The organism is Nocardia flavorosea NBRC 108225 (assembly GCF_001613385.1).
Lineage (GTDB): Bacteria > Actinomycetota > Actinomycetes > Mycobacteriales > Mycobacteriaceae > Nocardia > Nocardia flavorosea.
Genome location: NZ_BDCG01000028.1, coordinates 64,446 through 77,471 on the forward strand (window position 1 = coordinate 64,446; position 13,026 = coordinate 77,471).

The following is a 13,026-nucleotide window of genomic DNA, read 5'->3' on the forward strand; positions in this document are numbered from 1 at the left end:
CTACGGCGTACCGGCCGCGGCGGCATCGGTAGCGCCGCCGATGAACCGACCGGTCTCGCAACCTGCGCCGTCGACCTGGTAGATCCCGTCACCGAGTCGAGCGGTCTCGGACAGCAGCATCTCGGCCTCGAGGCCGCGGACCTGCGCCGCCGGGGTGCCGTCGCCGCCGAACCGCCGGTCGGCCGGCCGCTCGTAGAGCGCGGCCCCGCCGCACATCGCCTCGACGATGCGCTGACGGCCGGCCAGCTGCCGTTCCTGTGCCCGGCGCTGATACTCGTCGCGCCGGGCCGGTTCGATCGCCTGAACGAACGCCTCCGGATGCACCACCGCGAGCAGGCCGGAGACATGCCCGAAGCCGAGCGAGGTCACCAGGCCGGCCTTGAGCGGGAACCGGTCACCGAACCGCAGCGCCTCGCGCAACCACACCAGATGCGAGTATTCGCGCATCTTGTCGTCCACACAGTCGAGGCTGCGGTTGGGTGGCACCACACCGTTTTCCAGCACCTGGCACAGGCCGATGAGCTGGAAGGCGGCCGCACCGCCCTTGGCGTGCCCGGTGAGGCTCTTCTGCGAGACCACGAACAGCGGGGCGCCGTCGGAGCGGCCGATCGCCGCGGCCAGCCGCTCGTGCAGTTCGGATTCGTTGGGATCGTTGGCCGCGGTGGAGGTGTCGTGCTTGGAGATCACCGCGATATCGTCCGGTCCGACACCGAGTTTGCGCAGTTCCGCGGCGAAACGGGATTCCCGCCCGCCCCGGCCGGCACCGAGCGCGCCGAGTCCGGGCGCCGGGATGGAGGTGTGCACGCCGTCGGCGAAGGACTGCGCGTAGGCCACCACACCGAGCACCGGCAGACCCATTTCGAGCGCCACATCGCCGCGGGCCAGCAGTACGGTGCCACCGCCCTGCGATTCCACGAACCCGCCACGGCGGCGGTCGTTGGCCCGGGAGAAGTAGCGGTCGCTGATTCCCTTGGCGCTCATGGCCGCCGAATCCGCGGTCGCCGACATATCGCCGAACCCGACGATGCCCTCGATACCCAGATCGTCGAAGCCACCGGCCACGACCACCTCGGCCTTACCGAGCTTGATCTTGTCGACGCCCTCTTCGACCGATACTGCCGCCGTGGCGCAAGCGGCGACGGGATGCACCATGGCTCCGTAGCTGCCCACGTAGGACTGCACCACATGCGCCAGCGCCACGTTCGGCAGGGCTTCCTGCAGGATATCGTTCGGCCGCGGTTCACCGAGCAGATTGTCGACGTAGAGCGAGCGCATCGAGGACATACCGCCCATGCCGGTGCCCTGGGTGTTGGCCACCAGGCTGGGATGCACCCAGCTCATCAGTTCGGACGGATCGAAGCCGGACCCGACGAACGCGTCGACGGTGCAGGCGATATTCCACAGCGCCACCCGGTCGATCGAGGACGCCATATCGGCGGAGATCCCCCACACCGTGGGATCCCAGCCGGTCGGAATCTGGCCGCCGACGGTCCGCGAAAGTTTCGCGCGCCGCGGCACCCGGATCTCGGTGCCCGCCTTACGGGTCACCGTCCAGTCACCGGAATCGGCGACCGGGGTGATCACCGTATGCTCCGGCGCGGCCGCGTGGAATGCCCGTGCCTCGGCTTCGCTGCCGACGGTGAACGACAGATCCTGATCGAGGAACACCGAGGTCATCAGCGGGCTGCTGTTGTCGACCATGGCGGCGTCGTCGGCGTACCGCCGGATCCCGCAGCGTTCGACCACCGCATCGTGATAGCGCTCGGCCAGTTCGGCTTCCGGTACGTAGTCGCCGGATCCGGTGTCGTACCAGCCCGGTTTCGGCTCGTTCTCCCAGACCACCATGCCGGTGGTCCAGGCCAGCTCCAGGACGCCGGCCGCCGACAGTTCGTCGGAGACCTCCATCTCGAAGCGGGTGCGCGCGGAACCGTAGGGCCCGAGTTCGCCGGCACCGACGATCACGACCATATCGGCGAGATCGGTGGTCACCGGGCCCCATCCGGGAACCGGAAGCGCGGAGGTCAGGGTCGGCGGTGCGGGCAGGGCGGGGATCCGCAGGGCGTCCGATTCCTCGATCACCTCGGCCGCCTCCGCATCCGCAGCCTCCTGCGCCTGACGCGCCAGTTCGGGCAGATCGAGCTGCGCCTCGGCCAGCCCGCCGGTGAGGTCGATCTCCTGCGGACCCGATCCGGTTACCGAACGCGACTCGGCGGTAGCCCATTTCAGCAGTTCGTCGGCGATCTCGCCCGTCGACCAGGTCCGCACACCGGCCTTTTCCACGGCCTCGACCATGGGGTCGTTATGACCCATCAGCCCGGTACCGCGGACCCAGCCGATCAGCGCGTGCACCAGGGTGACCCGGGCAGCCCACGTCTTCTCGGCCCACCATTTCGCGACCACGGCATCGAGTGCGGCCTTGGCCTCACCGTAGGCACCGTCGCCACCGAACAGGCCGCGGTTGGGCGAACCGGGCAGCACCACATGCAGTTTCGCGTCGACATCGTGATCGGCGCCCAGCTTGGACAGCCCACCGATCAACCGCTCGACCGACCACAGCAGGACCCGCATCTCCATTTCGGCGCGTGCGCCGGCATCGGAGAGGTCACCGGCCACCCGCGGGGCCGCGAACGGCAGCAGCAGGGTCGGGGTGAACGCGTCCTTGGTCTTGACCTTCGCACCACCGGCATTGTCGACCTGCTCGGTGCCGACCCAGTCGATCAGTGCGTCGATATCGGTGTAGGAGGCCATATTCGCCGGGACCACCCACAGGGCCGCGCCCTGGCGCGCGTTCGCGCGGTAGAGGTCGCGGTAGAAGCCGAGCCGGTGGTCGTCGAGGCGGGAGGTCGTCACGATCACGGTCGCGCCGCCGCCGAGCAGCCGACCGGCCGCCGCGGCGGCGATGGACCCCTTGCTGGCACCGGTGACCACGGCGATCTCGCCGGTCCATTCGCCTGCGCCCGCCTCGTCCCGGGCCGCGGTGGCGATCTGCTCGTAGTGGCCGGCCAGTACCGAACGGGCCTCGTGCACGGCCCGCTGCCGCCACCAGTCGGCCTGCGCGGCAACGGCTTCACCGGCACCGCGGAATCCGGCCACCGGCTGCTGCGCGGTTTCCGCGTCGTCCCCCAGCCACATCCGGGCCAGGTCCTCACGGGCCGTGGCCCACCGGTCGTCGATGAGCACCGCCTTGCGGGCGTCGAATGCCGGGGCGACCAGTCGCGGCCAGTCCGATCCCAGTTCCGCCGATACCAGATCGACCAGGCCGTCTTCGGCGGTTTCCGCCGCGGAGACCTGCTCGTTCAGGCCGAGCTGTTCCAGCACCAGACGGGCGGCCGAGGCCAGCACACCGTCCTTACCGGTGATCTGTTCGGTGAACTCGCCGAGCGCGGCGGCGTCCACGGTGCCGCCGGCGGATCCACCGGCCGCGGGCAGCGCGACCGAGACCCCGCGGCGGGCCGCGACGGCTTGGACCGCGGCGTCGACGGCGGCGTCCACGGACGCACCGTCGGTGAGCGCCCCGGAAACGAGACCGCCCAGGTCACCGCCGCGCACGCTGGCGCCTTCGCGGGTGCCCAGCGAAACCTCGGCGGTGATATGGCTGGCCCACCCGTCACCGAGCTCCCAGACCTTCTTCACCCGTTCGGCGATCGCGGCCGGACGTTTACCGGACGGCCCGAACACCTTGCGGAGGTGATCGTTGATGGCATCGCTGAGCACCGAGCCGAACGGCTTGTAGGTGCGGGCGAGCCGTTCGACGGTGGCGGAGAGCGCACCCATATCGGCGTCGGCGGCGCCGTCGATCGCACCGAGCGACAGCTCGGAGCCCAGATCGACCAGCAGCTGATTACGACGCGAAGACACACCGTCGCACAACCCCTCGATGGTGTCGACGGGCCCGATCTGGTCGAGGCGGAGTTTGGTCCACAGCGCGATCAGCACCCTGGTCGCATCCGCCGCGGTGAAGGCGATATCGTCCGGCCGCGGTCCGCCGGTGGCCGCCGGGGCGGGGGCGGCGGGCGCGGCGGCCGGGGCAGCAGCCGCGGCGGGCGCCTCGGCGACCTCCTCGGCCGGCTCCTCCACGGGCGCCGGATCGGTATCGGTCGAGTACACGACCGACGCCTCACGCTCGATATTGAGGACTTCCACGGTGGCGGTGGTGAAATCGGGCAGTTTCAGCGTCTGGCTCGCCAGGTTGGCCACCGTCGGGGTGGCCCCCAGGCCGACCTCCACGAACCGCTCCACACCGAGTTCGCCGAACAGCAGGTCCTGGGTTTCGATCCACCGCACCGGGCTGGCGAACTGCCAGGCCAGCAGTTCGATCAGCACCACGCGGCACAGTTCGCTGGGCCGCTGCGACCAGGAGTCGAAGTCTGCGAGCACCGCGGCCAGTGGCTCCGACGGCACCAGATCGGCGATCTCGGCAATGAACTCGCGTTCCAGCGAGAACGGCCGCGGCACCAGGTTCGGGATATACCGCCCGACCAGGACCTCCGGATGCAGTTCGGCCGGAAGCAGCTGTTCGAGTTTGCCGCGGAATTCCGGGACGCCCTTGCGCAGCACGGTCGAATGGAACGGCACATCGATACCGGGCACCAGAATGAACGCGCGTTTACCGCCGAATTCCTCGCGACGCCGCTCGATCTCGGCTTCCAGCGCATCGAGACCGGCCACGGTGCCCGCGATGGCGTACTGCGAACCGCGCAGGTTCAGGTTCACCACCTCGAGGAATTCCCCGGCCGCCGCCCCGACACCGGCGACGAAATCGATCACCTCGTCGTCGGGCAGCCCGATCTGCGAGGGCCGGATAGCCGCCATCCGGTAGTCGCTGCGCCCCTGCGCATCCCGCGGCACCAGCTCGTGCATGGCCGAACCGCGCTGGAACACGACTTCGAGTACCGCCTCCAGCGGCAGCACTCCCGCGACCGCGGCGAGCGCGTTGTACTCACCGACCGAATGCCCGGCCAGCAGCGAACCCTCCACGAACGCACCGGCTTCCCGCAGCTCCGCGACCTGTGCGACACCGAGAGTGGCCATCGCGACCTGGGTGAACTGGGTCAGGTGCAGCACACCGTCGGGGTGACGGTGCTCGACGCCACGCGCCTTCAGGTAGGTCGGGTTGTCGCGTACCACCGCCAGGATGGAGAAGCCCAGGGCTTCCCGGGTGTGCTTGTCCGCACGATCCCATATCGCCTTGGCGGCCTTGGACCGGGTCCGGGCGTCCAGGCCCATTCCCTTGCGCTGGATGCCCTGGCCGGGGAACGCGTACACGGTCTTGGGCGCGGCGGTGCGTCCGGTCGCGGTCATCACCAGATCTCCGGCGGCGCGGCAGGACACCTCGATGATCTCGGCACCGGCGTCGACGGCGACCCGCTCGACCCGCACGTCGATCTCGGCGCCCGGTCGCACCATCCCGAGGAACCGGGTGGTCCACGCGGTGAGCGAGCGCGCCGGGACCGAGGCCTGCGGATCCACCGCCGACACCGCGTGCTGGGCGGCGGCCGACAGCCACATACCGTGCACGATCGGACTGCCCAGACCGGCCAGTTTCGCGGCCGCGTCGCTGGTGTGAATCGGGTTGTGATCGCCGGAGACCGCCGCGAACGCGGCCATACTGCGCGGCGCGACCATGGTCACGTCCCGGCGGCGGCGCCGCGGGGTCTCACCGGCGTCGGCGCTCACGGTGCCCGCGGCCCGGGGCGGGTCGGTCAGCTCGCCGGCGCCGCTCCGGCCGCGAATGGCGAACCGTTCGGCGAGCCGGGCCAGCGGCACCACATCCAGGCCCTGGTCCCGCATTTCGCCGACGGTGACATTCACCTCGACCACGCGGCCGAGGTCGGTGTCGACAACGGTCCCGGATTCGGCGCGCACCACGAGAATGCTGGTGACGTCGGGGAGTTCGCGCAGCAGTTCGACCTGATGGTCCAGATGCACCAGGTCCAGCATGCCTTCGATCACGCTGGCGTCGGATTCGGTACGGGCCGCGCCCAGTACTGCGAATACCGCCGGCCAGCACGCGCCCACCAGAACATCGGGCACGGTGCGGCCGAGGGTGCTCAGGTTCGCCGGTAGCCCGGCCCCGGTGACCCCGGCGTGATCGGCGACAAGGTCCGGCGTCCAAGCCAGATTGACGTGCGCGATCCTGCCCTTCACTTCGGGCAACGTCTGCCCGGCGGCGACCGCCAGCAGGGCCGACATGGCGGCGTCGGCGTCAGTTTCGGACACCAGCGGCGCCCCGCCGTTGTACACCGATACCGGCACGGTGATCCGGATCCGGACACTGTGCCCGGCGGCGAGCGGAACGGACAGTTCCACATACGAATGTTCGGCTTCGGGGCCCTCGGTCTCCACGAGCGTGGCACCGGTCGGCGGATGCACCGCCCCCTTCTCGTCCACGGTCCACTCGTGCAGGTCGCCCAGCCGGTGCACCGGGTTCACCGTCGCCCGGCCCGACCAGTTCATATCGGGTGCCGCGAGCACCACATCGATGGGCCCGCCGGTCACCCCGGCGACCCGGCGCGCGTCGACGGCCGCCGGGACGACCCCGTCCCGGACCAGTGCGTAGGCGGCGTCCTGTTCGAACCGGTCCAGCAGTTCGCCGACCGGCTCGTCGACCCGGGTGATTCCGGCAACCGCGACGGTGCCGGGGATAACGCACACCTGATCGGCCGAGTACCGCCGATCATGGGCCTGCCACAGCGAATCCGAACGCCACCAGCGCCGCACGTCCTGGTCCACCACGGGGACGAAGTTCACCGGCTTACCGGGCGTCTTGCACAGGGCGATGAAGAACGGCACATCGGCCGGGTGCAGCCGGGTCTGCCCGGACGCCGGATACTGCTGCGCCAGCCGCGCGAGCGCGGCGGCCGGGTTCTCCAGATCCTCGTCGCGGAACAGGGAGTCGATCTCACCGCGATCGGCCGGTGCGAGCCGGGCCTCGGCCCGCCGCAGCATCTCCGCGAACCGGTCGCGCCAGCTGATATCCAGCCACACCGAACGAGTGGAGGCGGTGATCGCGTCCCCGAGATCGCTACCGCAATCGAAATCCGCGCGGCAAACCTGTCCCACCGCGAGCTCCACGTACCGCTCGAGCCAGGCGAGGTAGGTCATGGCCGCCACATCACCGAAGTACGGTTTCGCGGTCGCGTCGAGGGCAGCGATGATCTCCGCACGCCGCTGCGCCACGGCCTCCGCGTCACCGGCGACCTCGTCGAGCAACCGGCCGGTCCGCGAGGCGGCATTGTCGATCTCGTGGATATCGGCGCCGAGCTGGCTGCGCCCCGAAGCCATACCGCCACTGGCGGTGCCGGCCCCGACCCAATCCGGGGTACCGGGGGTGTCCACCAGCAGCTGCTTCACCTCGGGCGCGGTCGTCGCCTCGAGGGTCGCCATGGCCGCGGTGCCCACCAGCACACCGTCCAGCGGCATCGCCGGATAGCCGTGTGCCGCCGACCAGGCACCGGTCAGGTACTCGGTGGCCCGCTCCGGGGTCCCGATACCGCCGCCGACGCAGACCACGACATTCTCGTGGGTGCGCAGCTCGGCGTAGGTTTCGAGCAGGAGGTCGTCGAGATCCTCCCAGGAGTGGTGCCCACCGGCCTTACCACCCTCGATATGCATGATCACCGGGTAGCCGGGCACCTCGCCCGCGATCCGCAGCACCGCGCGGATCTGCGCGACGGTGCCCGGTTTGAACGCGACGTGGCTGATACCGACCTCGGTCAGTTCTTCGATCAGCGCGACGGCTTCCTCGAGCTCCGGGATACCGGCGGTGACGATCACACCGTCGAACGGAGCGCCCGCCGCGCGTGCCTTCTGAACCAGCCGTTTACCGCCCAGCTGCAGTTTCCACAGGTACGGGTCCAGGAACAGCGAGTTGAACTGCACCTGCCGGCCCGGGTGCAGCAGTTCCTTCAGTTCGTCGACACGGTCGGCGAAGATCTGCTCGGTCACCTGACCACCACCGGCCAATTCGGCCCAGTGGCCGGCATTGGCGGCCGCCGCGACGATTTTCGCGTCCACCGTGGTCGGCGTCATACCGGCCAGCAGGATCGGCGAACGTCCGGTGAGCCGGGTGAACGCTGTCTCCACCACGATCCGGCCGTTCGGCAGTCGCACCGGCTTCGGCGCGAAGGCGGTCCACGGCCGCGCCACCTCCGGTGTGGCGCCGGGGGTGAGCAGGTTGCGCTGCCCCGCGCGGGTCGCCACCGCGATCATGCCGACGCCGCTGCCCTTCAGCGCGCTACCGCTGACCCGCGACAGCAGATCGCCGGGACCGAGATCCAGGATCCACTCCGCACCCGCGTCCACCATCTCGTCCACGGTCGCTACCCAGTCGACCGGTTCGACCAGGATGTCGCTCGCCATCCGCCCGGCCAGTTCGGTATCGAGCCCGCACTGCGCGGCCCAGCCGGAGACCAGGTCGACGGTCTCGCCCAGCGCCGGATGGTGGAACGCCACATCCACTTCCAGGTCCTCGAACACCGGCGCGAATACCGCGCCACCGCGCTGTTTCGCGGCGCGCTCGCGGTCCTGTTCGGCGTTCAGCTGCTCGCACCGCTGCCGCACTCGCTGCAGCGCTTCCGGAGTGCCCGAAAGCACGACCCGGCGCCGCCCGTTACGGATCGACAGCACCGCCGCGGACAGCGGGTCGGCGCCTTCGAACACCTCGTCCAGAACGGCCCGCAGCTCGTCGGGGTCGATATTGGATACCGCGACCATCGAGGAGCGCTCCCCCACCGGCATCAGCCCGCGCCGGCGCGCGACCAGTCCGGCCGCCGCACCGACGAGCTGACCGATGGCAAGCACTTCCGCGTCCCGCTGGCCGCAGGTCTTGACCGCGGTCGCGGCCAGCAGCCCCTGCGAATGGCCCACGATGGAGACGGGTGCGAATTCCGCCGGGTCCAGTCCCTGTAACCGCAGGGCGCGTAGCGCGGCGAGCTGGGTAAGCAGCACGCCCGGCATGGAAACTGCCGCCGATCGCAGCACCCGCTCCGAGGGGGCGTCCGAGGTCTCGGTCTCGTCGTCGGCGAGGTCGTCCTCCAGCATCCAGGCCACCGGGTCGAATCCGACGGGACGCACCGTGAGCAATTGATCGGCCACGGGCTCGAGCAGCGCGGCGGCCTCGTTCACCAGCGCGGTCAGGTCCGGCTCCAGCGCCGCGTCGCGGGCGATTTCGGACAGTTCCCCCAGCCAGCTGGCCCCTTGCCCGCCGAAGGCCAGGGCGTAGGGGGTGCCTGCGCGCAGCTGGTCCAGCAGCGGCGTGCGATTCGTCTCGGAGACAGTCCGGCCCGCGGTCGCGTTCACCCGATATCCGGAACCGGACGCGGTGCTCTCGTTAATCGTCAAGACGCTTCGACTTTCTCTCGTGGCGACAGGTCTGCGGAGACTTCCCCGGCTCCCCGGCCGCGCGCGGGAATCCCACGCTCGACGGCCTGATATGAGCGAGGATTCCACAAAATCATGAGGGAACCCTCACGTTTGCCACCCCGCGCGCCGCTTACCCATCGGTATTCATGCACAGACGTACCAGAATTCCGCGAAACATGATCCTCCCTCATGTTTGAACCCGCAGGTGAGGCTGCATCCTTACCGCGGCGAAACATGAGCACCCCTCATATTGGCAGTTATCCAATCGTTATAATCGCAGGTGGGGTTACCGGTCAGTACGAAACCCCGGCCCACGTCTTCGCGATCACGCTCCGGCCCGGTAGAGTTTGGACGGTCGTACCATCACGCGCGAGTGGCGGAATTGGCAGACGCGCCAGATTTAGGTTCTGGTGTCCACGGACGTGGGGGTTCAAGTCCCCCCTCGCGCACAGATTCACGTCAGATTTGACGCATTTGCGTGCCGTGTGTTCGAGCGCACTCGAACACACGGAGGTTACCTGGGAAATGCGCATCCACCTGCAACAACTCTTGGCAGATCTGCCAGGATCGACCATCCCCCACCCTGCCGGGCCGTCCACGGGGCACGATCGGGGTCGACGGTGATCCCGCCGCTGATTCCCCCGCAGGCCCCACTGGAACAGCTGATTCGCGGCCCACTGCCGAAGGAGCCGGGACCAGCGCCGACTTCCCACGCCGACGTCCTGTACGGCATATCAACGGTCGGCGAGGCCGGCAGAGTCTTGGACCGATACGTGCTGACCGCACTCGACTGGCTGCCGGGAACGCGCCTGAAGATACAGCCCATGGATGATCTCCTGGTCGTCGGCAAGACCGCCGACGGTTCGGTCCAGGTCACCGCTGACCGCTATTTCCGGATCCCTTTCAGGCAACGACGCCGAGTCGGCCTTCTCATCGGCCAGCGCGTCCTGCTTGCCGGACGCCGCAGTCGCGATCAACTCCTGATTTATCCGCCATCCACTGCGGGCAGGGTCCTGGCCGCCCAACCCTCCCTGCTGGACCGGTGACCCATGGTTGTTCCGAATACAGGTGCCGCTGCGAGCGACACGGTTGCCGCCGCGCGCCTGCTGCTCACTCAAATGGGCCTGTCGCCTGCAGACCTGGTGACTCCCGCCGCATCTGTGCCGACGTTCGCTGAGATTGTCCCGGCCGTTCGCGCGACGCTCGAAGCCGGCACGCGACGTACCTATGGCACCCACTTGAACCGACTCGAACAGGAGTGGGGCCACCTCAGATTGGACGGGGTCACCAAACCCGATCTGGAAGCGATGGCACACACGATCCGCACCACCGCCCGCACTAACCTCGATCTTTCGTGATTTGTGCTGATGGGTCTGGTTGGGGGTTTGGGTGTTGTTTCGCTGTTCGGGGCAGCGTCAACTGCCCCGAGCAGCGGGTTGGCTGCCGGGTTCCACGGGCCCGGGACAGTCGTCCTTTCTTGATCCGGAGGGGCGGTTGATACTGGTCAGGGAACTGCAAGGCGCCCGGAAACGGTCAGAGCGAACCCGGTCCACGGGTGATGCGACGAGAGGCGGAGACGGGTGCGGCGGGCGTGGCGGATGATGCGGGCGGGGATCGAGAACAGCCGTAGCCGTAGCGTTTTCGGCTGCCACCGGCGTGCCGAGCGATCGGCCAGTGCCAGGGTTTGCATCCAGGCCGTGAGATCCAGGGCCAGACAGACCAGGGCGAGCCAGATGCGGTTGGCGTTGAAGCCCCGGAACGGCAGGTTCCGGCTGCCGGTGTCCTTGGCGCCGCGAATACGGTCTTCGCAACGCGCCCGGCGGCGGTGCCGCAACTCCAGCTCCGCCAGATGCCCGCCGCGAGTGTTGGTGACGAAGGCGGTGAGCCGGTGCCCGTCGTGGTCGGTGAACCGCAACTGGGCGCCGGGGTGCGGGCGCTCGCGCCGCACGATCAACCGCATGCCCGGTGGCCAGTGCGACAGATCGACAAGGCCGGTGATCTCGGCGACCCAGGCACCGTCACGCAACTGCCCGCCGGCGTCGAGAGCCGGAACCCAGTCGGTGCCGGTGAGCCCGGTTTCCATCACGGCACGGCACGGACTTCCCGAGCGTCGTTGCAGTATCAGGACTTCGTATTCGCGAGGATAAAGTCCGCGACAGCGGCCGAGACCCCGGGGGCCAGCGGCAGGTCGGGGTCGGAATAGGTGGCGGCATTGGCCGTAGGATCGGCGGGCGCCTGCTTGAACACGTGGTTGACGCCGGGCAGCAGCATGAGCGTTGCCTCCGGTTTCGCGGCTGACAGGGCCTCCGCGTCCGCGATGGAAACCTGTATGTCCGTCTCGCCCAGCAGGATCAAAGTAGGCAGCGGGAGTCTGGCGAGGATCGCGCCAGGATCGAGCGCGAGCCAGGAAATCATGTAGGGCTGCACGCTGGGCCGGAGCAGGCCCAGAAGTTCCTTGGAGGGGTTCGCCACCAGACGCCCATGTTCCATTTCCGCGACCGCGGAGAAGGCTTCGTCCTTCAGTTCCGGCGGCAGCATTGCCGCCAGTTGTTCGCGCAAGATGTCCCCAGCGCGACGTCCCGCGCCGGCCATCAGCACCAGGCCGCAGATGTCCGGGTTGTCCTCTGCCGCGACTTCCGCGATCAGCGCGCCCTCGCTGTGGCCGATCAGCCAGACGCCGGACACGCCGGTTTCGTCCTCGAGCCGCGCGGCCCAGTCCTTCGCATCATCAGCGTAGGTGGAAAACCGCAAGTCCTGTTCATCGGGCGCTGCGGCCGCGCTCTCGCCGATCCCGCGCTTGTCGACGCGCAAGGTGGCGATACCCCGCTCGGCAAGGCCGGCAGCGAGAAGTTTCTGCGTCGCGGGCTCGACGTTGCCCAGCGTGCTGTTGCCGTCGCGGTCGGTAGGGCCGGAGCCGGCGAGCAACAGGGCGGCCCCGGCTGTCGCGATGTCCGGATACGTCAGCGTGCCGTACAGGACGCCGCTCGGTCTGTCGATGGAGATGTTGCGCTCGGTCACAACGGGAACCCTAGTGCTCATTACTGTCGTCGATCGCGACGTCAGGCACGTTTACCAGAAGACCACCAAGCAGTGCCGCGGCCCTCCTACCCCGTGCTCGCACTCCCGCCTCCATCCGCTGACCTCGTCATCGCGATCGTACTACCGACGCCGAGCCCACCCACTCGACTGACTACTCCACTAGCTCGAGTTTTAACCTCTGAGCTGGTGGGCTGTTGTGGCAAGCGTTTCTGCGTCGGTTCGATATCGAGCACACCTTCTGCATGCTCAAACAAACCCTCGGCTGGAATGTCCCCGAACTCCGCGACCCCGCCACCGCAGACCGATGGACTTGGCTGCTTCCCACCGTACCCAAATGCGCCTTGCTCGTGAACTCACCGTCGATATCCGACGGCCCTGGGAGAAACCGTCAGCCCCGCAACGGCTTACACCCGCCCGCGTCCGTCGAGGGTTTCGGCACCTCCGCCGGAGCGCGGCATGTCCGGCCGAAGCGCCGAAACCCTTTCGCCCCGGGCCGGGTCGACCCGCCGGGCACCAACCAACGGCCGGCGCCACGCTACGACGTGCACATCAAGACCACCAGCAACAAGAAACCTTCCCGAACAGCCGAGCCTCGACCCCGCAGAAAGTCCACAAAACGCCAGA

General features: G+C 68.7%; 4 protein-coding genes, 1 tRNA gene and 1 pseudogene. 3 read left to right on the top strand and 3 right to left on the bottom strand.

From position 1 onward, the window contains the following. Positions 1–9,342: a type I polyketide synthase gene (locus NFL01S_RS32370; protein WP_062980126.1), complete on the bottom strand. Its 9,342-nt coding sequence runs from the start codon at positions 9,340–9,342 to the stop codon at positions 1–3. Positions 9,343–9,730: 388 nt separating this feature from the next. Between NFL01S_RS32370 and NFL01S_RS32375 the strand changes: the two genes are divergently transcribed. The 3 genes from NFL01S_RS32375 to NFL01S_RS32385 all read left to right on the top strand — a co-directional run bounded on the left by NFL01S_RS32375 (position 9,731) and on the right by NFL01S_RS32385 (position 10,721). After that, positions 9,731–9,812 (top strand) — tRNA-Leu (locus tag NFL01S_RS32375). Between the two features lie 171 nt (positions 9,813–9,983). Continuing rightward, positions 9,984–10,409, top strand: a complete 426-nt coding sequence (locus NFL01S_RS36620) for a hypothetical protein (protein WP_062980127.1) — start codon at positions 9,984–9,986, stop codon at positions 10,407–10,409. A 3-nt stretch (positions 10,410–10,412) separates the two neighbouring features. After that, positions 10,413–10,721, top strand: coding sequence for a hypothetical protein (locus tag NFL01S_RS32385; protein ID WP_062980128.1), 309 nt, complete (start codon positions 10,413–10,415; stop codon positions 10,719–10,721). A gap of 146 nt (positions 10,722–10,867) precedes the next feature. On the opposite strand, the pseudogene NFL01S_RS32390 reads toward NFL01S_RS32385, so the two are convergent. Together NFL01S_RS32390 and NFL01S_RS32395 are read right to left on the bottom strand one after the other, a co-directional pair. Beyond that, positions 10,868–11,419 (bottom strand): annotated as a pseudogene (locus NFL01S_RS32390) (transposase); the annotation flags it as partial. A gap of 65 nt (positions 11,420–11,484) precedes the next feature. Beyond that, positions 11,485–12,381 carry an alpha/beta hydrolase gene (locus NFL01S_RS32395; RefSeq protein WP_168433983.1) on the bottom strand — a complete coding sequence of 299 codons (897 nt, stop codon included), beginning with the start codon at positions 12,379–12,381 and terminating at the stop codon, positions 11,485–11,487. Positions 12,382–13,026: the final 645 nt, after the last annotated feature.